We start from the raw sequence: 26,540 nt of genomic DNA, 5'->3' as shown, positions 1-26,540 counted from the left end.
GCCAGCCCCAGCAGGGACGTGGCCACGGCGCGAACAAGACGCGGCCAAGCCACGGCGGCCTGCCAGGCAGTGTCGGCGGAGCGGATCGTGACCATGGATTCCTCGGAAACTGCGGCGAGCCGCAACCTTAGCACTCCAGACACAATTGGCCGATTCATGAACCAACTTACGGAGTTATAGACGCTCCGGCAGCCATCGTTTTGAATTCCTGCACTGTCGTCCCGCGACGCTTGCCTTGCGGGCATCGCTTGGGTATCTTGCTGCTTTCTCTCACCATCTTCGCCCACGTGACGCCAATTTCCACCAGCGTGGCGCGCAACGCTTTGCTCCTCCGCTTCGCCTTCGTGTTCGTCTATGGCGTGCTGGCCGTGCTGTGCATGCGCCAGCGCGACGCGGTGACCATGTCCACCCTGCTCTGGCCGCCCGCCGGCCTGCTGCTCGCGGCGCTGATGCTCAGCTGCCGGCGGCATTGGCCAGGCTGGATGGCGTTGGCCGCGACCCTGCATATCGCCAGCGGCATCCTGGTGGCCCAGCGTGGCCTGCTTGCCGCCATTGTTTTCGCCCTGGGCGACCTGCTGCTCTGTAGCACCGTGGCCGCTATCTGGCGCTGGCGCACCAGCGACCGCCGCAGCCTGGCACGGGTCGGCAGTGTGCTGTGGTTCGTCTTGCCCCTGGCCGTGGCCACGGTGGCCGGCGGCTGGCTGGTGGCGGTGGGCCTACACGCTATCAATGAAAGCATCGACACGCATCACTGGTACATCTGGACCCAGGCGGCCTTCGTCGGCTGCCTGATCACCACGCCTTTGGTCATCGCGTGGTCGAACTGGCGCGCGTCGGCCTTCATCGAACAGGATCTGCGCAATCTGTGGCTGGGGTTGCTCGCCGCCTTCGCCTTGCTGGCCGGCACCACGCTGGTGTTCAACAAGCAATGGTCGGACTGGTTATGGCAGGGCCGGCCCGCCGCGGACCTCACTTACGCTCCCCTGGTTTTCCTGGCCTTTGTCGCGGTGGCATGGGGCCAGGCGGGCTGTACCCTGGTAGTGACCGGTCTGGCCATCGTCACCGGCTCGTATACCGTTAGCGGCCTGGGGCCTTATGGCGGCTTGGGGGGTGTTCCCCTGGTGGCGATCCAGGGTTTCCTCGGCGCGGCCGCCCTGCTCAGCCTGTTGCTGGGCGCGCTGAGCGCCGACCGCGAACGCGCCACCCGCGAGGCCGTGGCCTGGAAACAGCAATTGCAGTCCGCCCTGCGCACCAGCCATCACCTGGCGTGGGAGTTCTTCCCAGATACCCAGCGGGTGATCTGGCTGGGGGACTTTCCGTCCCCTTACGGGCCGGCCTGCCAGCCCGAGACGACCGTGGACCGGTGGCTATCCTACGTCCACGCCGATGACCGCGAACTGCTGCGCGCCTGGGTGGGCAGCACTGGCACCCCGGACGCCGCGCGCCGGCTGCGCCTGCGCCTGCAGTGCGCCGACGGGCAGTATCACGACGTGGAGTTGAACGGTTCAGCCGTGCGCCTGCCGGATGGATCGGTGGCGTCGGTGACCGGGCTGCTGAGTCCCTGGGGCGATACGAGCTGGTTGTAAGGCTGGCCCCTAAGGCGTGCCCTTAAGCCATGCCCGTAAGCCTTGCATTTAAGCCGTGTACGTAAGCCTTCCAAGCGCACGCCAGCCTGCTCATTGCAGCGCTTGCTCTATCTCCTGCAGCGTATCCTCGAATTCACGCAGCACTGCCGCCAGGCGCGGCAACAGATCCGCACGATCGACAGCCGCCTCCGTCGGCGTCCCCGCGGCGATCTGCTGCATGGATTTCTCAAGCAGGCTGCCCGACGTGATCACTGGCCAGTGCCCCAGCATGCTCAAGGCGCCCACGCTGCGGTGCAACCAGCGCGCCGCCTCGTCGTAGAACGCTTCGCACAAGGGCCCGCGCGCCTGCGCCAGGTCATCCCGCAGCAACTGCACGGATTGCAGCGCGAAACGCCGCGCCGTCAGCGCATCGCCGAACTGTGCCTTCAGGCCCTCCAGGTCCAAGCCATGCAGCGGCGCCATGACCATGGCCGCGTCCGCGACGACACCCGCGTCCCCGGTGCCCGGCCCCGGCAGCCATTCCGCCAGCATCTCACGCAGCGAATCCAGCTTGATCGGTTTGTACAGGCAGTCGTCGATGGCCTCGCAGATCTCGGGCGCCGGCAGCGCGCGTTCGGCCGTCGCCGTCATGGCAACAATAGGCAGGCGTGCGCTACCGCGCGCGGCTTCGATGACGCGCCAGGCACGCGCCAGCTCGCCCCCGTTCATCGGCGGCATCTGGCAATCGGTAAGGAGCAAGGCATAACTGCGTTGCTGCAAGGCCTCCAGGGCCGACGGCGCATCTTCCTTGACGTCGCAGTCATACCCCAAGGTCATTAACTGACGCCGCACCACTTCACGATTGATGGCATGGTCGTCCACCACCAGAATGCACGCCCGGCCGCTCTGCCCCCCGCTGGCAGCCGCTGCCGCTGACACTGAGACTGACATCTGCATCGGTGTTGAGGTTGACGTTGACGTTGGCGCTGTCGTTGGCGCTGTCGTTGGCGTTGTCGTTGGCGTTGTCGCTGGCATCGGCAAGGAAGCCTGCTCCGTGACGTCCGCCGCGCGCTCACCTTCCGCCGCCAACGGCGTCCGCGGCGGCGGTTCCTGCCGCTTTGCCGTCGTGCTGCCCGCCTCCAGGCTGGCATGCGCCCTGGCTTCCGCGCGGGCCCGCGCCGCGATCACCTGATGCCGCCGTGGGGTCTTGTCGACGCGGCTGGCCAGGCTGTTGACGTCCAGATCCATCGTGACCGCGGGCTCGGGCGCCGCCGCGGTCACCAGAAAACGGCACGTGAACGTGGCCGTGGTGCCATGGCCCGGCATGCTGGTCAACGCGATATTGCCCCCCATCAGCGCGGCCAGCCGGCTCGACACGGACAGGCCCAGGCCCGTGCCGCCGTAGTGCCGGCTGGTGCCGTCCTCGGCCTGGCCGTAAGGCGCCATGACCTGCGCCAGTTTGTCGTGGGGAATGCCTATGCCGGTATCGGTGACGGTGAATCGCAGCCATTGGGCTTGCGCATCGCTGCGGTCCACCGCGACCATCAGGGTCACCTGGCCCTGATGCGTGAATTTGGCCGCGTTGCTCATGAGGTTGGACAGGATCTGCCGGATACGCAAGGGATCGCCCTGCACCTCGCCACCGACATTCGCGTCGACCCGCAGCAAGGTGCGCACGCCGCGACGCCGCGCGGGCTCGCCGATGACCATCACCACGCTGTGGACGATGGTGCGCAGGTCTACCGGCAGCATTTCCAGGCTCAGGCGATTGGCCTCGGCCTTGGAAAAATCCAGTACGTCGTCCAGAATTTGCAGCAGGGAATTGGCCGCCGTGTCCACCGCCGTGATCATCTGGCGGTGGTCGCCGTCCATGGTGCCGCGCCGCAACAGATCCAGCATGCCGATGATGCCGCTGAGCGGCGTGCGGATTTCGTGGCTCATGGTCGCGAAGAAGGACGCCTTGGCCAGCGACGCGCTGTCGGCCAGGTCGCGCGCGGCCTCCAGACGCAATTCCGCGCTGCGGCGCCGCGCCACTTCGCGCCGCAGTTGCACATAGGCAAGGGAAAGGACCACCGCGAAGGCCAGCACCAGCAGCATGGCCGGGAATATTTCCCGCCAGAACACCGCGACTGGAATGCCCTGGTCCCGCAGCAGGCCGGGCCCGGGGGCCAAGGTGGCTGCCGTCGGGCTGATGGTCGTCACCAGCATGGCGTCATTGGGCGTCGCCAGCGCGGCGCCCAGGAATGGCACCGGGAAAAGAAGGCTGGCGACGAGAAGTATGCGCGGATACCGCTTGCGCTTTAGGTCTGGCAAGTTCATGGGCATGGGCTTGGAGACGCGGCAATCGAGTTTAGCAACCGTTGCCGCGCTGCCCTGAACATCTTTCTTTTGCCAAACGTCGTGTTTGTTTTGGATACCGTAGCTATGTAGCGACTGCCCCTGTCGCCGTTCCGCATCCACCTCAGTAATCGTTGCATCCCCATGAGGACCGGGCAACCCTGCGGGTTGCCCGGAGTCGGCGCTGGCTTGCCGGGCCGTTCCGCCCTAAAGAGCACCTGTGATCAGCTAAGCCATTGCCTCCGCCACGACAGGCAGTTCACCCAATCCTGCTTTGGGGCCCACGCGCAGTTCGCGCGTGTGGAAGCGTGCCACGGTGTCCCGATGCGCCACGCTGATGATGGCCGTGCCGGGCAATTGCTTCACCACTGCCTCGTACAGCGCGCTTTCCGTCGCGCCGTCGAGTCACGACGTGGCCTCGTCCAGGAACAGGAACGCCGGCTTGAGCAACAAGGCGCGCGCGAAGGACAGGCGCTGTTTTTCGCCGGGCGACAGACGGTGGCTCCAGGCGTCGCGCGCATGCAGCAGATCCACGTAGTCCTCCAGATGGCAGTCCCGCAAGACCCGCAAGCAATCGGCATCGTCATGGTCCTGCGCGTCGTCCGGATAGCACAAGGCATCCTTGAGTTCCCCGTCCGGCACATAGCTGACCTGAGGCAGGAACAACGCCAACCGCGCCGAACCGGCATCCGTTGCCATGTCGCTTACGGAAGCCCCGGCCGCTGCGGCAGTTGGACCCGTTGCAGCCGTTGCCGGCGGCATGGTCACCTCCCCGCTGGCATACGGCCATAGCCCCGCCAAGGTCCTCAATAAGGTGCTCTTGCCGCTGCCGGAAGGCCCGCGCACCAGCCAGCGTTCGCCCGGCTGGATGGCGAAATCCGCCGGCACCGCCAATGCCCGTCCATCCGGCCGGCTGACCGCCAGCCCGGCGGCACGCACGCCACTGCCCACGACGCGGCGCAGGTCACTGGCTTCCGGCTCGTCCAGCCGCCGGCTGAACTCGCGCAGCCGGTTGACAGTGGCGCGCCACTCCGCCAGCGTCGAATAACTGTTGATGAACCACGAACAGGCCGTGCTGACCTGACCGAAGGCGTCGTTCAAGCGCATCAACACACCGATGGTGAACGCCCCGGCGAAATAACGCGGCGCCGCCGCCATCATCGGAAAGATCAACGCCGCCTGTCCGTAAATGGAACTGGCCAGCATCAGCCGCTTGGTATAGCGCATCACCTCGCGCCAGTTGGCGCGGATCGCACCGAAAGCCACCCGCGCGCGCGCCCCTTCCACGGCGCCGCCGTCGTAAAAGGCCACCTGTTCCGCGTTCTGGCGCAAGCGCACCAGCAGCACCCGGAAATCCGCTTCGACCCGTTGTTGCCGGTAGTTGACACCGATCAGCCCGCCGCTGACCTTCTGAATGATCCACGACCCGACCACGGCGTACACGATGGCCACCCACACCATATAGCCGGGAACGGCCACGCCATGGCCGAACAGCATGAAACTCAAGGTCCCGGACAGCACCCACAGGATGGTGACGAAGGAAAAGAACGTGACCACCGTCGACAGCAGATCCAGCGACAGGGCCAGCGTGTTGGACGCCAGGCTGCGCAGGTCCTCCGCGATACGCTGGTCCGGATTGTCTATCGTGTGATCGCGCTCCAGCCGGTAGTAGGTATCGCTGCGCAGCCAACGCGCCAGATAGACATCGGTCAGCCATTGCCGCCAGCGGAACTCCAGCCCCTGTCGCACATAGATCTGCGCCGTCGACATCAGGATGAACAGCATGGCCAGCACGGTGAACACCAGCAGCAGATGCTTGAACGCCGGGAAATCGTGCTTCTCGATGGCATCGTAGAAACTGGCGAACCACGTGTTGATGCGAACGTTGACGTAGACGATGGCCAGGTTCAACAGCACCACCAGCAACAACATGGCGCGCGCCCGATGACGCTGCTCGGAAAACCAGAACGGCCTGATCAAGGCCCACGTGCTCGGCGCCTTCGCGCCCGAATGCGCCGTATCCCCGGCGCCGCCCCTATCCTGAAAGGAGGCTGAATTCATGGTGTCGTCCTAAGTTCTGGCCAGCAGCTATGACCGCAAGGCGGAACTTAGGTTTCACGATTGTTTTACGCGATTGTCTTACGTTCGGGCAGCCGACCACCGGACGACGCCCGGACCGCGCCTGGTTGACGCCCTAAACGTTCAACCCGTCGTCAGCGGCACTTCCGGCTTGCCCGCCGATCGCGTGCCGGGGCGCGGCCGCGTGCTGGCCGCATGATAGGTATGCACGGCCGACAGCTTGACCGCGTCGCTCTGATTGCGGCCGGCCGCGTGCAAAGTGCGGCAATGGAAGAACAGCACATCGCCCGGTTCCAGCGTGGGCGACACGGCCTGGGCGATCAAGGCCTGGTTTTCCGGCAGGTCTTCCCGCAGGAACTGCACCGCATCGAAACGTTCCTGCGGCAGGTCCATCGCATGCGAACCCGGCACCAGCCACAGCGCGCCGTTATGCGCGGTCTCCTGCCCCAGGGCCAGCCAGGTCGACACCAGGTCTTCCTTGTCGAAGGACCAGTAGCGCATGTCGCGATGCCAGCCGGTCAGGCTGCCGTAGCGGGGATGCTTGGTCATGACGCAGTTGTGATGCGCGCGCGACAGCACCACCGCCTCGCCGAAATAAGCATGCAGCGAAGCCTCGATGGCCGGATCCGTGGCCCAGGCCTCGAAAGGCGCACCGCGGGTATAGGCATCGAGCAGGCGCCGCACGGTACCGCCGCCTTCCGCGTTGCGCGACGTGGGCGCGCCGGGATAACGCAGGTCGGCCTCGTATTCCAGGGGCGCCACCGCCTGGGCCAGCTGCGTCTCGGCAAGCTGGCGCAAGGCCGCGCGACGTTCGGGCGCCAGAAACTGCTTGGCGATGACAAAACCCTGCTGGCGCAGGGTTTCGATTTGAGAGGCATTGAGCGACGACATGGATACTGCCTGGCGGGGGAGTAAAGGCCTTTTTATTTTACGTTCTGTTTGGCCGCCCGACGACACCGCCAGGGTGCATCTTTGATCACCGTCAGTGTCAGAGGGCGCGCACCGGCTCAGGACTGGCCGCGCTTAGAACAGGCCACCGAAGACCAGCCCCGCCACGGCCCCACCCAGCAGCAGCCACAGCGGATGCACCTTGGTGCGCCAGCCCAGCAGCGTGGCCACCACCGCGATGATCAGCAACAGCACGTTGGTCACCGACGCCACCGTGATCAATACGCCGCTGGCCGCCACCAGCCCCACGGTCATGGGGAAGATGCCCTGCTGCGCCACCACCCGCCACGGACGGTCCTTGAACTTCTCCCACAGGCGCAGGACCAGGATGGTCACCAGGGCCGGCGGCACGAATTTGGCGGCACTGGACACCAGCATGCCGGACCAGCCGGCCACATGCCAGCCCACCAGAGGCACGATCATCAGATTGGGCCCGGGGGCAGCCTGAGCCAGGGCGAACAGGGACGTGAACGTCTCCGCCGACATCCACTGATGCACGTCCACCACCTGGCGCTGCATCTCGGGCAGGATGGTCATCCCGCCGCCGAAGGAGATCAGGGACAGCTGCGTGAACAGCGTGAAAAGATCCCACAGGGTTTGCATCATCGCGCTCATCGACGCAGCCTCCACGTACCGAGGATGCTGAGCGGCGTCAGCACCACCATCGTCGGCACCAGGGGCAGACGCAGGATCGCGATGGCGATGAAACAGGCCACCACGATCACGGCGCCCCACGGGTTCTTCAGGATGGGCTTGCCGATCTTCAGCGCCATGGAAATCACCAGGCCGGCGGCAGCGGCGGCCAGGCCGGCGAACAGATGGCGCACATGCGGATCGTGCTGGTAGTGGTCATAAACCACGCCCAGCGCCAACACCACGATGGTCGGCACCAGCACGAAAGCCATCAAGGCGACCACCGCACCGACCACCCCGCGAAAACGCATCCCCAACGCCACCGCCAGATTCATGATGTTGCCGCCCGGCAGGAACTGGCACAGGCCCAACATGGTCGTGAACTCTTCGCTGGACAGCCAGCGGTGCTTCTCCACCACCATACGCCTGACCAGCGGCAAGGCGCCGCCGAAAGCGGTCATGCCGAGTACGAAAAAGCCCCAGAACAGTTGGCTCAGTGTGGGAGGCGGCGCCAGTTCGGCGCTCTGGTCGGGGGTGGGAGGGCTCATGCCGACGATCTTCCTTGCTTGGTCGGGGGGATATTCAAGTCTTATGTATTATATAAGACCTAAGAATCACGCGGGCACGCCAGACGAAAAAAAACGGGGCAGCTTTGAACTGCCCCGCTCTCTTCATGATGGCCGCCACGAAGACGACCAAAGGCGCATCGAATCACGCCTGCATCAGTCCGCCTGGATATGCGCGGCCTTGATCACTTGCGACCACTTGGCGGTTTCCGTCTCGACGAACTTGCCGAAGTCGGCGGCGCTGCCCGGCGTGGCCGAGGCACCCAGGTCGGCCAGACGCGTCTTCACGGTCGGATCGGCCAGGGCCTGTTGCAAGGCCGCGTTCAGCTTTTCGATGACGGGAGCGGGCGTGCCCTTGGGCGCGTTCAGGCCCCACCAAACGGTGGCTTCCGAATTGTCCAGCCCCAGCGCCTTCACGGTCGGCACGTCGGGCAGCAAGGACGCGGGCTTGTCGTCCATCACGGCCAGCGCGCGCATCTTGCCCGACTTGATGTGGGCGATGACTTCCAGCGGGTTGATCGCCATGAACGAGATGCGGCCGCCCAGCAGGTCGGTGATGGCCGGCGCGCCGCCCTTGTAAGGCACGTGCAGCGCATTGAACTTGCCGGCGGCCTTCAACAGTTCGCTGGCCAGATGGCCGGAGCTGCCGTTGCCGGCCGTGCCGAAGGTCAGCTTGTCCGGATTGGCCTTGCCGTAGGCGATCATGTCCTTCAGCGTCTTGAAGGGGGAATCCGCCGCCACGACCACGACCAGCGGCGCGTAGCCGATGGCGCCGACCGGCACCAGGTCCTTGGCGGGATCGAAGGGCAGCTTGGCGAACAAGGACGCATTGCTGGCCAGCGACGGCGACGAGGTCAGGATCGTGTAGCCGTCGGCCGGCGCGCGAGCCACCAGGTCCATGCCGATGTTGGTCGCGCCGCCGGGGCGGTTGTCGACGATGATGCTTTGCTTGAGCGTGTCGCCCATCTTCTGGGTGATCAGGCGGCTGACGATGTCGACGGCGCCACCGGGGGCATACGGCACCACCACGCGGATGGGCTTGGACGGGAAGCTGTCGTCAGCGTGGCTCAGGGCGGGAGCGCCGGCGGCGATCAGGGCAGTGGCCACGCCGAGGGCGCGAAAAATCCGGGCGAGCGCGGGGCTGCGTTGCATGCTTTGTCTCCATGGAGCATTAAGAATTTCTAATTGGGCTTGATGGTGCCGCGTCTGGACTGATATCGTCCAATACTTTTTCCAGCGCCGATTTATAGGTTTTTCAGATAACTCATGGATTTTCGCCAGCTTCGTTACTTCGTCACTGTCGCGGAAGAGCTGAGTTTCAGCGCCGCCGCCCGCCGCCTGCACATCAGCCAGCCGCCCCTCAGCACCCAGGTGAAAGCGCTGGAAGAGGAGCTGGGGACCGACCTGTTCACCCGCAATAACCGCAACGTCGCCCTGACCGAAGCCGGCCGCCTGTTCCTGGAGCAGGCCCGCCGGGCCCTGCTGCATCTGGAACGCGCCGGCGACGTGGTGCGCCAGGCCATCCGGGGCGAAGCCGGGGAAATCCGTATCGCCTTCACCGCTTCGGTGCCTATGTTCGAAGCGTTTCCCCGCATGGTGCAGGACTTTCGCGGCCGCCATCCGGCGGCGCGCGCGGACCTGATCCATATGTCCACGGGCCAGCAGTTGAAGGCCCTGGCGGAAAAGACCATCGATGTGGGCTTTCTGCGCCCCTCGGTGCTGTTCTGTCCGCCGCCCAATATCCGCGTGCTGCGCCTGTGGCGCGACCGCCTGATGGCGGTGCTGCCGGCGGGTCACCGCCTGGCCCGGGAAACCGCGCCGGTGCCGCTGTCCGCGCTATCGGAAGATACCTTCATCCTGTTTCCGCGCGGCCTGGGCTGCGGCCTGTTCGAGCACGTGACGGTGCTGGCCAGCCGGGCCGGGTTCGCGCCGCATGTCGGCCAGGATGCGCGCGAAGGCGCCACCATCATCGGACTGGTGGCGGCCGGCATGGGCATTTCCATCCTGCCTGAAACCTATGCCAAGACCGGCATTCCCGGCGTGGTCTACCGGGACCTGGAAACGGACGATGCCGCCAGCGAGATCCTGCTGGCGCACCGTGCCGATGACCCCTCGCCCCTGCTCGCCCGGTTCTTCGCCATGGCGTCGGCCCCTACTTCGGCGTCCCAAATAACGTGATGGTGTGGTCCGTCAGCGTATAGCCCATGTCGTCGGCGATTTTCTGCAAGCGCTTGACGATCTGCGGGTCGTAGAACTCCTCGACCTCGCCGGTCGTGGTGCTGACCAGATGGCCGTGGTGCCGCTCGCCGTCGTTCAGCTCGAACACCGCCTTGTTGCCGCCCAGCTGGCTGCGTTTGAGCAGGCCCGCATGCTCGAACTGCGTCAGCACGCGATACACCGTGGCCAGGCCCATTTCCACGCCATCGTTAATCAGCACCCGGTAGACATCTTCGGCGCTAAGGTGACGTTGTTCGCTGGTATGGAATAAATCCAGGATTTTCATGCGAGGGAACGTGACCTTGAGGCCGATTCCCTTGAGATCCACCGCGTCGCTCATTTGTATCTCCGCGTAATCGTTGGAGGGCGGTCGGCATGGCGACCGCCCTCCAGTATCCATCGAAGAGCACCGGCACGCCAGCCCGATGCAAGGATGACCGTAACCCCGGCAAGGGGCGAATCGCGTCAAATCGGGTTTCAAAGTCCCATGGCGGCCGGGTGGACAAGTCCATGACCGAATCCTGGCCCGCCCCTATTTAGTGGCATGATGCGTGTCTATGGCCGCCCGTTCCTCCCCGCATGAGCCCGCACGTGCGCCGGCCGGGCCACCTTCCCGGGATCTACATGAATTCGAACACCCTCCACTACCGCACTTTCCTCGCCCTGCTGATCGCCGTATCCATCGCTTTCGTGTGGATCATGTTCCCGTATTACGGCGCGATCTTCTGGGGCACCATCCTGGCCATCATCTTCGCGCCGATGCAAAGGCGGCTGGTGGCCAAGCTGGGCAAGCGGCGCAATCTGGCCGCGCTCATCACCTTGCTGCTATGTATCGTGCTGGCCATTTTGCCGGTGGTGGTGATCACCGGCTCGCTGGTGCAGGAAGGGACCATGCTGTACCAGCAGGTCAAATCCGGCGACCTGAATTTCGGCACCTATTTCGAACGTGCCGTGGCCGCCCTGCCCCCTTCGGTTCACAGCATGCTGGACCGCTACGACCTGTCCGACATCCGCAGCCTGCAGCAGAAGCTTAGCGCGGGCGCGATGTCGGCCAGCCAGTTCCTGGCGACCAAGGCCTTCAGTATCGGCCAGGACACGTTCCAGTTCGTGATCAGCTTCGGCATCATGCTTTACCTGCTGTTCTTCCTGCTGCGCGACGGCGGTACGCTGTCGCGCCGGATCACCCAGGCCATCCCGATGAGCGAGGCCTACAAGCAGCATCTGGCCCGCAAGTTCACCACGGTCATCCGCGCGACGGTGAAAGGCAATATCGCCGTCGCCGCAACGCAGGGTTTCCTGGGCGGCATCGCGTTCTGGGTGCTGGGCATCCAGGGGGCCTTGCTGTGGGGGGTCTTGATGGGCTTCCTGTCCCTGCTGCCGGCTGTCGGCGCGGCGCTGATCTGGGTGCCCGTGGCGGCCTACTTCCTGTTGACCGGCGCGCTCTGGCAAGGGATAGGACTGACGGTATTCTGCGTGGTCGTCATCGGCATGGTGGACAACATCCTGCGCCCCATCCTGGTGGGCAAGGACACCAAGCTGCCTGACTGGCTGGTGCTGATCTCGACCCTGGGCGGCATGGCGCTGTTCGGCCTGAACGGCTTCGTCATCGGCCCGCTGGTGGCGGCCCTGTTCACCGCGGTGTGGGATCTGTTCGCCTCCGACGGCCAGACGCTGCCCTCGGGGGAAACGCTGGACGCCGGGTCGATGCCGCCGACCGAAGAGTAAGCGGCTGGGTCCTCACGCCTCCCAGGGGAAGGCGATCAAATCCCCATACAGTCGCCGCAGGGTCGCCTTGACCTCGGGCGACTGCTGGTAGATGCCGATGAATTTCAGCAGACGCGCGTCTTCCGCCCGACTGGGCAAGGTCACCCAGCGGATGGCGTAACGCCGCACGTTTTCGGGGTCGTTGTTGTCGAAGGCCAGGCCGTCCTTTTCGTCCAGGCCACCATGCTTGGCGAAGGTGGTGTACGTGACGGACGCGGTGACGTCGTCAAAGGTGCGAGCCGCCTGCGAGCCTTCGATGGACACGAACTTCAGCTTGTGCGGGTTGTCGACCACGTCCAGCAACGTGGCTTTCTCGGCCACGCCGTCTTTCAGGCGGATCAAACCCATGCCCTGCAACAGCAGCAATGCCCGCCCGGTGTTGACGGGGTCGGCGGGGATGCCGATGGACGCGCCGTGCGGGATGGCTTCGCCGCGCTTGAGCTTCTTCGAGAACAGCCCGATGGTGGTCGAATAGCCATAGGCGATCGGCACCAGGTTCTGGCCGCGGGTCTTGTTGAAGACGTCGAGGAAAGGCGCGTGCTGGAAGAAGTTCACGTCCAGCGAGCCTTCCGCCACGCCCACATTCGGCATCACCCAGTCGCTCAATTCGACCAGCTTGGCCTGCACACCGTGCTCGCGAGCCTGGTCGATGGCGATTTCGGTGGCCTCGCTGGCCACGCTGGGAATCACGCCGATACGCAAAGGCGCGTTCTGCGCCAGTGCCGGCCGCCACGCGGGCAGCAGCGCGGCGGCGCCCAGCGCGCCCAGACGCGTCAGCACGCTGCGGCGCGTGGCGCTGGACGGGGCGCCGGACACAGGGGCGGCCAGGCCGCCAGCGGACCACCGGTTTTGCGTCATGCGTCCTCGCTGTCCTGCGGTACGGGCGTATCGCCGCAAGGATGGAATTCACCGGTTTCGGGATCGCGCACGAACAGCAGGCCGGTCGCCACGCCGAAGTACGCGCCATGCAGTTCCAGTTCGCCGCGCTGGACGCGTTGGCGGATATACGGGAACGTCATCAGGTTGTGCAGGCTGTGTTCGACCACGGCCAGCTCCAGCAGGCGCAAGTCGCCGGCGCGGTCCTTGCCCGAGAAATTCAGCTGGTTGGCGGTGCCGCTGATCTGCGACATCCACTTGCCGATGAAATCGCCCTTGGCCAGGGGTTCGGCGTCGTCGTAGTAGGAACGGATGCCGCCGCAGGACGCATGGCCCATCACCACGATGTGCTTGACGTTCAAGCCGTTGACGGCGAACTCGATGGCGGAACTGGTGCCGTGATAGTGCGAATCGGGCTCGTAGGGAGGGACCAGATTGGCCACGTTGCGCAGGACGAACATTTCGCCAGGGCCCGCGTCGAAGATGAGTTCAGGCGCGACACGAGAGTCACAGCAGCCGATCACCATGATTTCCGGATTCTGGCCTTTCTCCGCCAGTTGGCGGAAACGAGCGCGTTCATCGGGGAAACGGCCGGTCAGGAACGCTTGGTAGCCAGCGGAAAGGCGATCGGGAAAGAAGTTGTTTTTGCTCATGGCGGTAACCTGTAAATCGGACCATGCGGTACCAGATAGCGCGCATTTTACCGGGCCGCACGTCAAACCCGCGCGAACCGGAGTGGTCAGCAGGGTCGGCCGCTCTAGAATCCCGGTATGTCCACCCTGACTCACTCCCTTTTCGGCGACCCGGATGACGAGGCGCCCTGGGACGAAACCATCGCGCCTGGCGCCGTCCTGCTGCGGCGCTACGCCTGCGCGCAGGCCGAGGCCCTGCTCGCCGCGGCCCGCCAGGTGGTCGCCGCCGCGCCCATGCGCCATCTGGTCACGCCGGGCGGCAAGACCATGTCGGTGGCCATGACCAATTGTGGTGAATTCGGCTGGGTGTCCGACCGGCGCGGCTACCGCTACGACCCCATCGATCCGGCCAGCGGCCGGCCCTGGCCGCCCATGCCGGCTATCTTCCTGGACGTGGCCCGCGCTGCCGCGGAGCGGGCCGGCTACCCCGGTTTCGCGCCGCAGGCCTGCCTGATGAACCTGTACCGGCCCGGCACCCGGCTGACCCTGCACCAGGACCGCGATGAACTGGACCTGGGGGCGCCCATCGTGTCCGTTTCCCTGGGACTGCCGGCGATCTTTCTCTTTGGCGGCCTGCAGCGCGGCGACCGGACGCGCCGTTTTCCCTTGCAGCATGGCGACGTCGCGGTGTGGGGCGGGCCGTCGCGGCTGGCGTTCCACGGGATCGCGCCGCTGGCGGATGGGCATCATCCGGCCACTGGGGCCGTGCGGGTGAATCTGACGTTTCGGAAGACGCGTTGAGGTCGGGCTGGGGTGCTCACCCGCGCGGATGATGCTGCGCGTGCAGGGTCTTCAGCCTTTCCCGCGCGACGTGCGTGTAGATCTGCGTCGTCGAAATGTCGGCATGGCCCAGCAGCAGCTGTACCACACGCAGGTCGGCGCCGTGATTCACCAGATGGGTCGCGAAGGCGTGGCGCAGCACGTGCGGGGAGATGGGCGCATGAATGCCGGACTCCTTGGCATAACGGCCGACGATCAACCAGAAATTCTGCCGGTGCATGCCCTCGCCCCGCACCGTCAGGAACAAGGCATCCGACGGCTTTCCCTTCGCCAGCAGCGGCCGGGCCTCGCGCGTGTAACGGTCGACCCAATGGGCGGCTTCGGCGCCCAGCGGCACCAGACGGTCCTTGCCGCCCTTGCCGGAAATCACCCGCACCACGCCTTCGTTCAGATTCACGTCCAGCAGGGCCAGGCCGACCAGTTCGGACACGCGCAGGCCCGTGGCGTAGAGGATCTCCAGCATGGCCTTGTCGCGCAGGCCCAGCTCCGTCAGCGGCTGGGGTGCGGCCAGCAAGGCATCCACCTGGGCTTCGCTGAGCGTCTTGGGACTGCGCATGGGCTGCTTCGCCGAGCGCACGGCCAGGCAGGGATCCTGGGCCACCAGGCGCTCGCGCAAGGCCCATTGGAAATAGCGGCGCAAGGCCGCCAGGCGCCGGTTGGCCGTGGTGGGCCGGGTGTCGCGGTGCACGGCGGCGAACCAGGCTTCGATATCGCCGGCCTCGGCTTGCGTCAGCCCGCGCCCGGCATGCCCACGCAGCCAGACGTCGAAGCTGGCCAGGTCGTTACGGTAGGCCGCCAGGGTGTTGCGCGCCAGGCCGTCTTCCAGCCAGAGCGCATCGAGGAAATCGCCGATGCCGGGGTCGACGTCGTCGCGGCTCTGGATGGACGGGGCGTCCGCGGCAGTGTCCCTGGGCACCCCTGCCCCTGGTGGCGCCATCAGACGGCAGGCGCCGCGGTCGGGCCGGCGTCGCTGTCATTGGCGGCCGCCTGGCGTTGGTTACGTTCCAGCCAGCCGTTGTAGCCGCCCAGCAAGGCCCACGTATGCTCGTACCCGGCTTTCTTCAGCTTGGCCGCCAGCACTGCCGCCGAGATTTCATCGGGGCAGGCGCAGTACACGACGATGCGCGCGTCGACCGGCCACGCACGCGGTTCGGTGGTGATGGGATCGTGCGGATCGAACATGATGGCGCCCGGCAAGGGGTCGACACCCCCGGCCCGCACGTCCAGCAGCACCACGTCGCAGCCCTGGTCCTTGCCTGCCTGCCAGGCGTCCAGTTCGTCCAGGGTCACACGCGGCACGTGGCTCAACCGGGCGATGGTGAAGCGGCGCCGGAAGATGCGATAGGTCAGGTACAGGGCCAGCGCGACCGCCAGGATGCCCAGGCCGTAGGTGCCGTAGCGGCCCAGCACGTCCAGCACCTGCGCCAGCATGTCATTGAAGACTACGCCGATGATCATGGCCGAGCCGGCCCAGATGATGGTGCCGGCCGCGTCGTAGGTCAGGAAACGGCGCATCGGCAGACGGGTCAGGCCCGACATCACGGTGGACAAGGCGCTGGCGCCCGGCAGGAACTTGGCCACCAGCAGGATGGCCGGCCCCGTGCGCAGATACAAAGACTGGGTCTGGCGGATGCAGGTATCGCGCGACAGCGACACGCGGCAGACGGTGCCCAGCAGGCCGCCGCCATAGCGCCTGCCGCCGTAATACCAGGCGGTGTCGGCGATCAGGCTGCCGGCCACGGCGGCGAACAGGATGGCCTGCCAGGACATGTCGCCATGCACCACCATGGCGCCCGCGACGATCAGGATGGGGTAAGCGGGCAGCGGCAGGCCCGCCTGCTCCAGCAGGACGTTGGCGAATACCAGCAGGGGTCCGTAGCCCTGCAACAGGGTCTGGATGTCTTTCACAGCAATCTCGATGTTCTTTGAAGCAATGCCGGGGCTGCGGGCCCCGACCGTTGCACGCCGCCACCATAACGCATAATTGGGGGCGCGCCGGTGGATTTTCAATCGGCAATCATTTGAGCAGGGAGCGCCATGCGCCGCTACATTTTCCTCATCCGCATCATCTTCGTCGGGGTCCTGGCCCATGCCTATGTGGGCGCCCGCCTGATCCCGGACGCCCCGATCAGCCCCGCCGCCCGCTGGGCCGCCCTGTGCTTCCTGCTGCTGTCCTGCCTGGTGATCCCCGCCGGCTTCCTCAGCCGCCGCCTGCCCCGCCGCTTCTCCGAGGTCTTCGGCTGGATAGGCCTGCTGCTGATGGGGTATTTCTCGTCACTGTTCGTCCTGACCCTCCTGCGCGATGTCGCCCTGCTGGCGATATGGCTGGCCGGCGCCCTGAGCGGTCGCGCCCTGCCTGGCGCCGGCACCCTGGCCGACACCGCCATCGCCGTCCCCCTGCTGGCCCTGTGCAGCAGCCTGCTCGGCCTGTACAACGCGCGCCGGCGGGCGCCGGTGCGGACGGTCGACGTGCCCATCGCCGGCCTGCCGGCGGGCCTGCAAGGCTTCACCATCGCCCAGATCACCGACGTACACGTCGGTCCGACCATCAAGGGCCGCTACGTCGACGCCATCGTCGATGCCGTCAACGCCCTGCAGGCAGACCTGATCGCCGTTACCGGCGACGTGGTGGACGGCAGCGTCGCGCGGCTGTCCAATCACACCCGCCCCCTGGGCCGCCTGCAGGCGCGGCATGGCGCCTTCCTGGTCACGGGGAATCACGAGTATTACTCCGGCGCCGACGCCTGGGTGGCGGAATTCGAGCGCCTGGGTTTGAACGTCCTGTTGAATCGCCACGTGGTGATCGACCATGGCGGCGCGCGGCTGGTCGTCGCCGGCGTCACGGACTATGGCGCGGGGGCCTACGATCCCGCGCAGGAAAGCGATCCGGAAAAAGCCCTGGCCGGCGCGCCGGCCGACGTGAACGTGCGCATCTTGCTGGCGCATCAGCCGCGCAGCGCCTTCGCCGCCGAACCGGCGGGCTTTACGCTGCAACTGTCCGGCCATACCCATGGCGGCCAGTTCCTGCCGTGGAATTTCTTCGTGAGGCTGCAGCAGCCCTTTACCGCCGGGTTGCGGCGACTGGGACGTCTATGGGTCTATACCAGCCGCGGGACGGGGTATTGGGGGCCGCCCAAGCGGGTCGGCGCCCCTTCCGAGATCACGCATATCCGGCTGGTGGCCGGGGGCGCCTGAACCTGCGCTTAGGTCCGCGCTTAGTCCTTTGCTTAGTCCTGTGCTTAGTCCGACTCGCCGCCCGGCGTGGTCGGCAGGTGCAGGCGGCCGGTGTGGTAGTCGTAGCCGTAGACTTCGCCATAACGACCCCACTCCACCGCCACCTTCAGCACGCGCTCGGCCTCGTCCGGCTTGAGGAACTCCTCCAGCATTTCCAGGAACTGGCGCTCGGGCAACTCGCCCGTCGCTTCCTGTTCCAATGAATGGCGGATGTTGGCCGCCAGCGGAATATGGGCCAGCAATTGGCGGCCGAACAGCTCCTGGCGTTCCTGTTGGTCGGCGGCGGCATAGCGGCGCCCATCGGTGGTCAGCGTGATGTCGCCATGCTCGACCAGCGCCAGGCCCAACAGGCCCAAGGCTTCGTAGGCGGGGAACAGCTCCTCGTCCGGCAGGCCGGCTTCCTCGGCCAGGCGCGGCAGGTCGGCGCGACCATTGAGCGGGGGCTCGGCCAGCAGCTCCAGCACTTCCTCCATACGGCCGACGTTGGCATCCGGCAAGCGGTAGCCACTATGCACTTCCTGCGCCGGCGCGCCCGTCTTGCTGGCGGGCACGGGACGCGCCGTCATCAGGCCGTAGACCTGATCGACCAGGGCGCGCACTTCCGCCGAATCGGCATTGCGCGGCCGCGGCAGCTGCACGCGGATCTCGTCGCGCACGCGGCCCGGATCGCTGGCGAAGATCAGGATGCGGTCGGCCATCATGACCGCTTCCTCGATGTTGTGCGAGACCACCAGGATGCCGCGCGTGCTGATGCGGCGCTCGTCCCACAACTCCAGCATGTCGTCACGCAGGGTCTCGCCGGTCAGCACGTCCAGCGCGGAAAACGCTTCGTCCATCAGCAGCACGTCGGGATCGGTGGCCAAGGCGCGGGCGATGCCCACGCGCTGGCGCATGCCGCCCGATAACTCGCGCGGCAAGGCGCCGCCGAAGCCGGCCAGGCCGATCAGCTCCAACGCGGCCTCGGCGCGCTGTTCGCGCTCGGTCAGGGAGATGCCTTGCGCTTCCAGGCCCAGGGCCACGTTCTGGCGCACGGTCAGCCACGGAAACAGGGCAAAGGACTGGAACACCATGGCCACACCGGACGCCGGGCCGTAGAGGGGCTGGCCGCGATAGCTGATCTGGCCCTGATCGGCGGGTATCAGCCCCGCCATGATGCGCAACAGCGTCGACTTGCCCGAGCCGGATTTGCCCAGCAAGGCGACGATCTCGCCATCGCGCAGCTGGAAGTCCACGTCCTCCAGCACCGACCGGTTGGTGCCGTCGGCCGTCTGGAACATTTTGCTGACGCCTTTCAGGTCCAGCAGGAAATTGGCTTTGCCGTTCATCGCCCTACTCCCTCGCCGGCGGCACTGCTGGCCGCCGTGATATTCGATTTGCCGTGGCGGGGTCCGCTGCTCGCGGGCCGGCCTGCCACTGATTCCATGATTCGATGCCGCCTGGCTGTTTTATGCCTTCGGTGCTGCTTTCGGTGGTGCCTTCAGCGGCTCCACTTTTCCGCTTGCAGGTACAGCCGGCGCCAGAAGTACCGGTTCAGCCCCATCACGAAGATACACATCACGCCGATGCCCAGGGCGATGCGCGGAAAGTCGCCTTTTTCCGTCATCTCCGCGATGTAGCCCCCCAGCCCCGTGGCCGTCAACGTAGTCTTGCCCCAGGTGACGACTTCGGCCACGATGCTGGCGTTCCAGGATCCACCGCTGGCCGTGATCGCGCCAGTGACAAAACTTGGGAACACGGCCGGCAGATAGAAGCGCTTCCACTTCAGCCATCCCTTCAGGCCCAGGTTGTCGGCGGCGTAGCGCAATTCGCTGGGAATGGTGCTGGCGCCGGCCACCACGTTGAAGAGGATGTACCACTGCGTCCCAAATATCATCAGCGGACTTAGCCAGATTTCGGGATTCAGATTGAAGGCGACGATGGCCACCACCGCCAGCGGAAACAGCAAATTGGACGGGAACGCCGCCAGCAATTGGGCCAGCGCCTGGATACGTTGGGACAGGCGCGGCCGCAAGCCGATCATGATGCCCAGCGGCACCCAGATCACCGACGCCAGGGCGATCAGCACCATCACGCGCACCAGAGTGATCCCGCCCAGGCCCAGCACGCGCAAGGCCTCGGACCAGCCCACTTCCGCATGCACGAACACCGCCAGGCGCCAGACGGCGATCAGGGCCAGCGCCGTCAGCAGCGCATCCACCATGCGTTCGCGCAGCGGATGGCTGGCGCGGCCCCGGGCGCGCACCGACGTGCCGTCATAGCCGCGGCGGAACCAGCCCAGCGCGCGTTCGCCGCGCCGTGCAAGGCCCAGCGACATGGCGCGGGTCAGCTTGCCGCGGCGCAGCAGGTCCAGCACCCAGGACTGCTGGGCGGTATTGCTCTGCGTGTCCTCGAAACGGAACTTGTCGGCCCAGGCCAGCAGCGGACGGAAGAACAGCTGGTCGTACATCAGGATGCCGACCGCCATGGCGATGATGGCGTAGAAGATGGCGTGCAGATTCTGCTGGTCGATGGCCGCCGCGATATAGGAACCGATGCCGGGCAGCTTGATGTCCTGGTTGGACACCGTGATGGCTTCGGACGCCACCACGAAGAACCAGCCGCCGGACATGGACAGCATCATGTTCCACAACAGCGCGGGCGTGGCGTAAGGCAGCTCCAGGCGCCAGAAGCGCTGCCAGCCGCTCAGGCGGAACACGCGCGCGGCTTCGTTCAGTTCCGACGGCACCGTGCGGATGGACTGATACAGGCTCAGCGCCATATTCCAGGCCTGCGACGTGAAGATGGCGAAGATGGCCGCGCACTCCACGCCCAGCAGGCTGCCGGGGAAGAGCGCGATGAAGCCGGTCACCGTGATCGACAGGAAACCCAGGATGGGGATGGACTGCAGGATGTCCACCATCGGCACCAGGATCTTTTCCGCGGTGCGCGACTTGGATGCCACGGCCGCGAAGATGAAGCTGAATACCAGGGAAACGCCCAGCGCGATGAACATGCGCAGCGTGGTCCGCAACAGGTAGTACGGCAGGTAAGCCGCGTCCAGCGAGATCGGCAGCTGCTGGCCCACCGAATAAGGCGTGGCCATTTCCTTGGCGCCGAACGCCAAGAGCACCAAAACGCCGAGGATCATCGGCAGTAACAACCAATCCCAACGGTTGGGACGGGTTCCAGGGAGGCGCTCCAGGCGCCGGGGATCGAAGAAAGGATGCATGCCGGGCTCCGGCGAGGCTGCTTAAGCAATATCCGGCCTGGACCGGATCCGTTCTCGCCCTGGGTACGCGTAAACCCTAGGGCGAGCGCAAGGTAGCACGGTGACGCGCTCAACGTCCATCCAAAAACCGCTTGATTACGCGCTTTGCGGCTAATGCGCCACGCCCGGGCCCGCGCCCCGTGAAATCCGTGAAAGGTGCCTGAATTCCAGCTTTCAGGATCGCCGATTTTGAGCGCTCCCTGGCCTGTAGATCCCAGGACTTCGACTGCCCCAAGAGCACGATCATTCTGAAAGGATGCGGCGAAATTTGGGAACAAGCTTATGTCGGAGGTGGCGCGTGTTTTGGTATACGATCCCAGCCTTCAACGTTTTACGATTCGTTTACGCTTCCAGATGGCCAGTACGCCAGACCCCGATAACGCTGACGCCCCTCTAGTCACGCGGCCAGCCTTCGCGCATTTCCTTCTCTCCCGCTTTGGCGCCTCGCTCGCCTACCAGATGGTGTCGGTTGCCGTCGGCTGGCAGATCTACTCCCTCACCGGCAGCGCCATGGACCTGGGCCTGATCGGCCTGGCGCAGTTCATGCCCATGCTGCTGCTGACTCTGGTGGTGGGCCATGTGGCCGACCGCTATGACCGGCGCAAGATCTTGGCGGTGACCCTGACCATCGAAACCCTGTCGGCCGCCGTGCTGTCGGTCGTGTCGTTGGCGGGCGAAGCCAACCACTACATCGTCTACGCCTGCATCATCGCGATGAGCGCGTCGCGCGCCTTCGAATCGCCGACCATGCCCACCCTGATTCCGGCTGTGGTGCCGCGCGCCTTGATCCCGCGTGCCACCGCCGTGTCGGCGTCATCCAACCAGATCGCGCAGATCGCCGGGCCGGCGCTGGGCGGCGTGGGCTACGCCTTGGGCGCGGGCTGGATCTATGCCCTGACCGCCGTCTGCTACTTCATCGCCTTGGTGTCCATGCTGACCTTGAAGATCGAGGGCCAGCCTTCGCGCAAGGAACCGACCACCTGGCGCTCGCTGTTTGCCGGGTTCACGTTCATTGCCAGCCGCCGCATCCTGCTGGGCACCTTGACCCTGGACCTGTTCGCCGTGCTGCTGGGGGGCGCCACCGCCCTGCTGCCCATCTACGCCAAGGACATCCTGCATGCGGGACCCTGGGCGCTGGGCATGCTGCGCGCGGCGCCGGCTTTGGGCGCGGTCAGCATGGCGCTGGTGTTGGGACGCAAGAACCTGACGGGCAACATCGGCATGACCCTGTTCGGGGCCTTGTTCGCCTTCGGCATCGCCACCGTAGTATTTGGGATCTCGACCTCGATCCCCGTGTCCATCGTCGCCCTGATGGTGTTGGGCGCGGCGGATTCCATCAGCGTCGTGGTGCGTTCGTCGCTGGTCCAATTGAACACGCCCAACGACATGTTGGGACGCGTCAGCGCCATCAACATGCTGTTTATCGGGACGTCCAATCAGATGGGTGAGTTCCGCGCGGGAGTGATGGCGTCCATGACGGGGGCCGTCGCTGCCGTGGTCCTGGGCGGCGTCGGCACCATCGCCGTGGCGGCCCTATGGATGTATTGGTATCCGGAGTTGCGGCGGCTGAGGTCGCTGCATAACGTGACGCCTGAAACGCATTGAGGCGCGGGGCGGTTCCTCTGACTTGAGGGGCCACCACCGCGTTTGCTGGCCGGCAGCGGCGCCCGGCCTGGGCTGCTTCCTCAGGCCCGGCCCAGGCTTTCCCTCAGGGTTCTTTCTTGTCCAACGCCTGGGCGACTTTCTCCACGCCGTAGTCCCGCTCGGCCGCCGCGCGGCTGACCTTGCCGCCGCGCACATCCTTGCGAATCGCGGACATATCCCGCTCACCCGGCACCCCATAACCGCCGCCGCCGGGTGTTTCCAGCCGCACTGACCGACCCGTGGGCAGCGCATGGCCGGAAATCTTGTTGGGCAGGCGCTTCTCGTCCGGGCGTCCGGCGTTCTCCGTCAACGTCGATGTTGCCCCCAGTCCACCGCCATTCAAACCCGCCGCGCCGAACAGCGCCGCGTCGCAGCGCACCGTGCAGATCATCTGATCATGCAGGGAGCGAATCTGCCGCGCGATGCCCATGCCGCCCCGGTGGCGGCCCGCGCCGCCCGTGTCGCCGACCAGGGCGTATTCCTCGACCAGCAGCGGATATTCGATCTCCAGGGCCTCGGCCGGCAGATTCGAGGTGTTCGTGACATGCACCTGGATGCCGTCCATGCCGTCGCCAAGCGCGCGGCCACCGGCGCCGCCGCCCAGGGTCTCCAGATAGACGAATGTGCCCTTCCCGCCCGGTCCGGGCCCGGAGAACAACATCGACGGCATGACGTCATTGCACGAGGCCATGGCCTTGTCCTGGGGCAGCAGCTGGCCCAGCGCGCCGATCACCGTGCCCGCCACGCGCTGCGCGGTCGTCACGCGAGCCCCCACCGCCGCGGGGAAGCGCGGATTCGTGATGGTCCCTTCCGGCGCCGTGATGGTGATCGGCTGGAACAGGCCATTGTTGGGCATCAGCTCGGGATCCAGCATGGCCTTCACCGCGAAGTAGACGCTGGCATGCAGCGCGCTCGCGGGCAGGTTGAAGGCGCCGCGCGCCTGGGCGCCCGTGCCGGTGAAGTCCACGAACAGCTGGCCGTCCCTGGCATGGACATTGGCCTGGATCTTCACCGGATCGCCGCCCAGGCCATCGTCATCCATGCGCTCGAAGAAGGACACCGTCCCTTCAGGCAGCTGCGCGATGCGATTGCGCAGACGCCGTTCCGTGTAGCGCAGGATGCCGTCGATGGCGGCCAGCACCACTGGCAGGCCCGCCTGGTCAACCAGCTCCAGCATCAGGCGCGCGCCTTTCTCGTTGGTCGCGATCTGCGCGCGGATATCGTGCATGCGGTAGTCGTACTCCCGCGTGTTGTGCGCGATCATCTCCAGAAGGTCCAGGTCCAGCTCGCCCTGCCGCACGATGCGCATGGCAGGCAGTCGGATGCCCTCTTCCCACACGGTCTTCAGATGATGCGACGTCGATCCTGGCACCGCGCCACCCACGTCGGTGTGATGGCCGATGTTGGCGGCGAAGAAGCGCAGGTCTCCCTCGCAGAAGATGGGCGTGATGACGGTGATGTCGGGCGCGTGCGTGCCGCCGGCCAGGTAGGAGTCATTGCACAGGAACGCATCGCCTGGCCGGATGCCGGCCACGCCGTAACGGCGCAACACGGCATCGATGCCGCCCGACAGCGACCCCAGGTGCACGGGCACGTGCGCGGCCTGGGCGATCAGGCGTCCCTGGCCATCGAACAATGCAACGGAGCAATCCTTGCGTTCCTTGATATTGCTGGAGAACGACGACCGGATCAGCGTATTGCCCATCTCCTCGGTGATGCTGAGCAGGCGATTGCTGAAGACCTCCATCTCGATCGGGTCGAAGGCGTCGTCGGAAAGTGTCGTGGAAATGGACATGGCGAGCCTCAGGGATGCAGGTTGACGATCAGGTTGCCGAAGGCGTCGGCATGCGCGCGCTGACCCGGCAGGATCACCGTGGTGGAACTCATTTCCTCGACGATGGCCGGTCCGTCGATCGGCGTGTCCACCGGCAAGGCGCCGCGCCGGTAGACCGGTGTGTCGGCCCAGCCCCCTGCGTCGAAGTACACCTTGCGTCGCTCCTTGACGGCATCCGCCAGCGCGCCGCCACCGGCCACGCGGGCCAGGGGCGCACGTGGAACGAGTCCCACTGCACGGACGCGGCAATTGACGATTTCGATGTTGCGACCAGCGGCGTCGTAGCCGTACTCACGCACGTGCGCGGCGCTGAAGGCGGCCACGAAGTCCGCGACGGGCATCAGGGCCATGCCATCCAGCGGCACGGGAATCTCGAAATTCTGGCCCTGGTAGCGGGCATCGATGACACCCGACAGACGCTGGTCTTTTGCCTCGACACCCTCATCCGTCAGCCATGCCTGCGCCTTGGCGGCCAGGGCGCCCAAGGCCTCGCTTAGCGTCGTCCAACCGGCATCGGAGGCATGCGCCATCAGCGTCTGCACGAAGTCCATCGAGATATCCGACAGCAGGATGCCGCGCGCACACATGGTGCCCGGCTCCTGCGGAATCAGCAGCTTGCCGATGCCGCAGTCGCGCGCCAGCTCGGCCGCGTGCAGTCCGCCTGCCCCGCCGAAGGAGCACAGCGCGAACTTGCGGATGTCGTGGCCGCGCTCGGTGGACACCGCCCGCACGGCGCGCGCCATATTCGAGTTGGCGATACGCAGGATGCCGTGGGCGGCCTCCTCCACGGTCAGGCCCAGCGGACGGGCGATCTGCGCTTCGATGGCGGCACGCGCCGCGGCCGCGTCCACCGGCATGCGCCCTTCCAATAGCGCGACGGGATTGAGCCGGCCCAGCACGATATGGGCGTCGGTCAGGGTCACCGCGTCACCGCCGCGGCCATAGGCAATGGGTCCGGGCACGGCGCCCGCGCTGCGCGGGCCTACTTTCAAGGCGCCTGCGTCGTCGATGCGGGCAATGCTGCCGCCCCCCGCACCGATGACGTGAACATCCACCATCTGCGTCTTGACGGGATAGTCCGCCACCAGGCGGCTGGACGTGAACAGGGGCTGCAGGTCCGCGATCAGGGAGACGTCGGTGCTGGTGCCCCCGACGTCGAAGGTGATCAGGTTGGAGAAGCCCGCCGCGCGGCCCAGCTCCACCGCGCCGATGACGCCGGCGGCCGGCCCCGATACGCAGGTGCGGACCGGTGCGGTCAGCACCGACTCGACCGACATCAGGCCGCCGTTCGAATGCACCGTCGCGGGTTTCGCCACGATCCGCATGCCGCGCACGGATTCTTCCAGGTTGCGCATATAGCCCGCCATGCGCGGCCCGACGTAGGCGTTCAGCACCGTGGTCGACATCCGCTCGTACTCGCGGAATTCCGGCAGGATCTCGCTGGACACGCTCAGATAGACACCCGGCAGAGCCGCGGCCAGGATGTCTCGCGTGCGGCGTTCGTGATCGTCATTGCGGTAGCTGTGCATGAAGCAGATCGCCACGGCCTCGACATCCTCGGCCTTCAGTTGCCCGGCCACCCGGCGCACGTCGTCCTCGTCCAGCGCCTGCAGGACGGCGCCGTCAGCGGCAATGCGCTCGGTGATCTCGTAGCGCCATTCGCGCGGCGCCAGGGGTTCCGGCTTGATGACGTTGTAGTCGTAGAGATGCGGACGCACCTGCCGGCCGATTTCCAGCACGTCGCGGAAGCCGCGCGTCGTCACCAGGGCACAGCGCGAGCCACGGCGTTCGATCACCATATTGGTGGCCACCGTGGTGCCGTGGCCGACGTGGACCAGTTCGTGGCCGGCGATATCCAGCTCACGCATCAGGTGCTCCACGCCGGACTGGATCGCCACGGAGGGATCGTGCGGTGTCGAGGGGACCTTGAAGTAATGCAGCTCGCCGGAGTGCTCGGCCAGCAAGGTGAAGTCGGTGAACGTGCCGCCGACGTCGAAGCCGACGCGGAAGCGGCGGGTGCCGGGGGCGGATGCGGTCTGGGTCAACGCAATTCTCCAGGAAAGGCGCTTGTCGGCGCCTTGGGAAGGTTGGCCCAGATCTTATCCATGCCCCATCATTCATTCC

At 66.0% G+C, this 26,540-nt stretch carries 20 protein-coding genes and 1 pseudogene; 6 read left to right on the top strand and 15 right to left on the bottom strand.

All coding sequences use genetic code 11. The annotated features are described in order from the left end of the window. Nucleotides 1–257: 257 nt before the first annotated feature. Nucleotides 258–1,586: an MASE1 domain-containing protein gene (locus tag ASB57_RS06385; RefSeq protein ID WP_156414073.1), complete on the top strand. Its 1,329-nt coding sequence runs from the start codon at nucleotides 258–260 to the stop codon at nucleotides 1,584–1,586. Between the two features lie 90 nt (nucleotides 1,587–1,676). Here the strand turns inward: ASB57_RS06385 and ASB57_RS06380 are convergent, their stop codons facing one another. The 6 genes and pseudogenes from ASB57_RS06380 to ASB57_RS06355 form a co-directional block, all read right to left on the bottom strand. After that, the gene (locus ASB57_RS06380; protein WP_197424976.1) at nucleotides 1,677–3,884 is read right to left on the bottom strand and encodes a hybrid sensor histidine kinase/response regulator; all 2,208 of its coding nucleotides are present in this window, start codon (nucleotides 3,882–3,884) and stop codon (nucleotides 1,677–1,679) included. A 246-nt stretch (nucleotides 3,885–4,130) separates the two neighbouring features. Next, a pseudogene (locus ASB57_RS06375) lies at nucleotides 4,131–5,963 on the bottom strand (ABC transporter ATP-binding protein/permease). A 141-nt stretch (nucleotides 5,964–6,104) separates the two neighbouring features. Beyond that, nucleotides 6,105–6,872 (bottom strand): phytanoyl-CoA dioxygenase family protein, encoded by a 768-nt coding sequence (locus ASB57_RS06370; protein ID WP_057651476.1) that lies wholly within the window; start codon nucleotides 6,870–6,872, stop codon nucleotides 6,105–6,107. A 132-nt stretch (nucleotides 6,873–7,004) separates the two neighbouring features. Beyond that, nucleotides 7,005–7,535: a chromate transporter gene (locus ASB57_RS06365; RefSeq protein ID WP_057655961.1), complete on the bottom strand. Its 531-nt coding sequence runs from the start codon at nucleotides 7,533–7,535 to the stop codon at nucleotides 7,005–7,007. 5 nt (nucleotides 7,536–7,540) lie between these two features. Next, nucleotides 7,541–8,110, bottom strand: coding sequence for a chromate transporter (locus ASB57_RS06360; RefSeq protein ID WP_057651475.1), 570 nt, complete (start codon nucleotides 8,108–8,110; stop codon nucleotides 7,541–7,543). Nucleotides 8,111–8,284: 174 nt separating this feature from the next. Next, nucleotides 8,285–9,280, bottom strand: coding sequence for a tripartite tricarboxylate transporter substrate binding protein (locus tag ASB57_RS06355; protein WP_057651474.1), 996 nt, complete (start codon nucleotides 9,278–9,280; stop codon nucleotides 8,285–8,287). Nucleotides 9,281–9,394: 114 nt separating this feature from the next. On the opposite strand from ASB57_RS06355, the gene ASB57_RS06350 reads away from it, so the two are divergent. Beyond that, complete coding sequence (locus tag ASB57_RS06350) at nucleotides 9,395–10,306, top strand: LysR substrate-binding domain-containing protein (RefSeq protein WP_057651473.1); 912 nt, start codon at nucleotides 9,395–9,397, stop codon at nucleotides 10,304–10,306. Here ASB57_RS06350 and ASB57_RS06345 read toward each other — a convergent pair. Then, nucleotides 10,281–10,685: a transcriptional repressor gene (locus ASB57_RS06345; RefSeq protein ID WP_057651472.1), complete on the bottom strand. Its 405-nt coding sequence runs from the start codon at nucleotides 10,683–10,685 to the stop codon at nucleotides 10,281–10,283. The genes ASB57_RS06350 and ASB57_RS06345 overlap by 26 nt on opposite strands. Before the next feature lie 284 nt (nucleotides 10,686–10,969). Here ASB57_RS06345 and ASB57_RS06340 point away from each other — a divergent pair, with 284 nt between their 5' ends. Beyond that, nucleotides 10,970–12,070 carry an AI-2E family transporter gene (locus ASB57_RS06340; protein ID WP_057655960.1) on the top strand — a complete coding sequence of 367 codons (1,101 nt, stop codon included), beginning with the start codon at nucleotides 10,970–10,972 and terminating at the stop codon, nucleotides 12,068–12,070. Nucleotides 12,071–12,082: 12 nt separating this feature from the next. On the opposite strand, the gene ASB57_RS06335 is transcribed toward ASB57_RS06340, so the two are convergent. Then, nucleotides 12,083–12,967, bottom strand: coding sequence for a MetQ/NlpA family ABC transporter substrate-binding protein (locus ASB57_RS06335; protein ID WP_082621407.1), 885 nt, complete (start codon nucleotides 12,965–12,967; stop codon nucleotides 12,083–12,085). Further along, nucleotides 12,964–13,638, bottom strand: coding sequence for a carbonic anhydrase (locus ASB57_RS06330; protein WP_057651471.1), 675 nt, complete (start codon nucleotides 13,636–13,638; stop codon nucleotides 12,964–12,966). Before ASB57_RS06330 ends, ASB57_RS06335 begins: the two co-directional genes overlap by 4 nt. 126 nt (nucleotides 13,639–13,764) lie before the next feature. Between ASB57_RS06330 and alkB the strand changes: the two genes are divergently transcribed. Beyond that, complete coding sequence (gene alkB, locus ASB57_RS06325; protein WP_369822866.1) at nucleotides 13,765–14,418, top strand: DNA oxidative demethylase AlkB; 654 nt, start codon at nucleotides 13,765–13,767, stop codon at nucleotides 14,416–14,418. Between the two features lie 16 nt (nucleotides 14,419–14,434). On the opposite strand, the gene xerD is transcribed toward alkB, so the two are convergent. Both xerD and ASB57_RS06315 read right to left on the bottom strand, forming a co-directional pair. Then, nucleotides 14,435–15,394, bottom strand: a complete 960-nt coding sequence (xerD, locus tag ASB57_RS06320; protein WP_057651469.1) for a site-specific tyrosine recombinase XerD — start codon at nucleotides 15,392–15,394, stop codon at nucleotides 14,435–14,437. After that, on the bottom strand, nucleotides 15,394–16,365 hold the full coding sequence (locus tag ASB57_RS06315; protein ID WP_057651468.1) for a VTT domain-containing protein: 972 nt from the start codon (nucleotides 16,363–16,365) through the stop codon (nucleotides 15,394–15,396). The genes xerD and ASB57_RS06315 overlap by 1 nt, the downstream gene beginning before the upstream one ends. A gap of 129 nt (nucleotides 16,366–16,494) precedes the next feature. On the opposite strand from ASB57_RS06315, the gene ASB57_RS06310 reads away from it, so the two are divergent. Further along, nucleotides 16,495–17,652, top strand: coding sequence for a metallophosphoesterase (locus ASB57_RS06310; protein WP_057651467.1), 1,158 nt, complete (start codon nucleotides 16,495–16,497; stop codon nucleotides 17,650–17,652). A 44-nt stretch (nucleotides 17,653–17,696) separates the two neighbouring features. Here ASB57_RS06310 and ASB57_RS06305 read toward each other — a convergent pair whose 3' ends face one another. Together ASB57_RS06305 and ASB57_RS06300 are read right to left on the bottom strand one after the other, a co-directional pair. Continuing rightward, the gene (locus ASB57_RS06305) at nucleotides 17,697–19,016 is read right to left on the bottom strand and encodes a nitrate/sulfonate/bicarbonate ABC transporter ATP-binding protein (protein WP_057651466.1); all 1,320 of its coding nucleotides are present in this window, start codon (nucleotides 19,014–19,016) and stop codon (nucleotides 17,697–17,699) included. Between the two features lie 152 nt (nucleotides 19,017–19,168). Beyond that, on the bottom strand, nucleotides 19,169–20,899 hold the full coding sequence (locus ASB57_RS06300; protein ID WP_057651465.1) for an ABC transporter permease subunit: 1,731 nt from the start codon (nucleotides 20,897–20,899) through the stop codon (nucleotides 19,169–19,171). A gap of 393 nt (nucleotides 20,900–21,292) precedes the next feature. Between ASB57_RS06300 and ASB57_RS06295 the strand changes: the two genes are divergently transcribed. Continuing rightward, entirely contained in the window at nucleotides 21,293–22,543 is a 1,251-nt protein-coding gene (locus ASB57_RS06295) for an MFS transporter (protein ID WP_057655958.1), read from the top strand. 103 nt (nucleotides 22,544–22,646) lie between these two features. Here the strand turns inward: ASB57_RS06295 and ASB57_RS06290 are convergent, their stop codons facing one another. Together ASB57_RS06290 and ASB57_RS06285 are read right to left on the bottom strand one after the other, a co-directional pair. Continuing rightward, nucleotides 22,647–24,377, bottom strand: coding sequence for a hydantoinase B/oxoprolinase family protein (locus ASB57_RS06290; protein ID WP_057651464.1), 1,731 nt, complete (start codon nucleotides 24,375–24,377; stop codon nucleotides 22,647–22,649). A gap of 8 nt (nucleotides 24,378–24,385) precedes the next feature. Further along, a complete protein-coding gene (locus ASB57_RS06285) occupies nucleotides 24,386–26,461 on the bottom strand; it encodes a hydantoinase/oxoprolinase family protein (RefSeq protein ID WP_057651463.1) in 2,076 nt (691 codons plus the stop codon). Between the last annotated feature and the right edge of the window lie 79 nt (nucleotides 26,462–26,540).

Origin of the sequence: Bordetella sp. N (assembly GCF_001433395.1) — a bacterium.
In the GTDB taxonomy this organism is placed as follows: Bacteria; Pseudomonadota; Gammaproteobacteria; order Burkholderiales; family Burkholderiaceae_B; genus Bordetella_C.
The sequence above is the reverse complement of the archived record's forward strand: the minus strand, read 5'-3'. Positions and strand labels throughout refer to the sequence as shown.

Coding starts and splice junctions, on each gene's coding strand:
- ASB57_RS06380 (WP_197424976.1), bottom strand. CDS start 3,884: ATGAACTTGCCAGACCTAAAGCGCAAGCGGTATCCGCGCATACTTCTC.
- ASB57_RS06370 (WP_057651476.1), bottom strand. CDS start 6,872: ATGTCGTCGCTCAATGCCTCTCAAATCGAAACCCTGCGCCAGCAGGGT.
- ASB57_RS06365 (WP_057655961.1), bottom strand. CDS start 7,535: ATGATGCAAACCCTGTGGGATCTTTTCACGCTGTTCACGCAGCTGTCC.
- ASB57_RS06360 (WP_057651475.1), bottom strand. CDS start 8,110: ATGAGCCCTCCCACCCCCGACCAGAGCGCCGAACTGGCGCCGCCTCCC.
- ASB57_RS06355 (WP_057651474.1), bottom strand. CDS start 9,280: ATGCAACGCAGCCCCGCGCTCGCCCGGATTTTTCGCGCCCTCGGCGTG.
- ASB57_RS06350 (WP_057651473.1), top strand. CDS start 9,395: ATGGATTTTCGCCAGCTTCGTTACTTCGTCACTGTCGCGGAAGAGCTG.
- ASB57_RS06345 (WP_057651472.1), bottom strand. CDS start 10,685: ATGAGCGACGCGGTGGATCTCAAGGGAATCGGCCTCAAGGTCACGTTC.
- ASB57_RS06340 (WP_057655960.1), top strand. CDS start 10,970: ATGAATTCGAACACCCTCCACTACCGCACTTTCCTCGCCCTGCTGATC.
- ASB57_RS06335 (WP_082621407.1), bottom strand. CDS start 12,967: ATGACGCAAAACCGGTGGTCCGCTGGCGGCCTGGCCGCCCCTGTGTCC.
- ASB57_RS06330 (WP_057651471.1), bottom strand. CDS start 13,638: ATGAGCAAAAACAACTTCTTTCCCGATCGCCTTTCCGCTGGCTACCAA.
- xerD (WP_057651469.1), bottom strand. CDS start 15,394: ATGGCGCCACCAGGGGCAGGGGTGCCCAGGGACACTGCCGCGGACGCC.
- ASB57_RS06310 (WP_057651467.1), top strand. CDS start 16,495: ATGCGCCGCTACATTTTCCTCATCCGCATCATCTTCGTCGGGGTCCTG.
- ASB57_RS06305 (WP_057651466.1), bottom strand. CDS start 19,016: ATGAACGGCAAAGCCAATTTCCTGCTGGACCTGAAAGGCGTCAGCAAA.
- ASB57_RS06300 (WP_057651465.1), bottom strand. CDS start 20,899: ATGCATCCTTTCTTCGATCCCCGGCGCCTGGAGCGCCTCCCTGGAACC.
- ASB57_RS06295 (WP_057655958.1), top strand. CDS start 21,293: ATGGCCAGTACGCCAGACCCCGATAACGCTGACGCCCCTCTAGTCACG.
- ASB57_RS06290 (WP_057651464.1), bottom strand. CDS start 24,377: ATGTCCATTTCCACGACACTTTCCGACGACGCCTTCGACCCGATCGAG.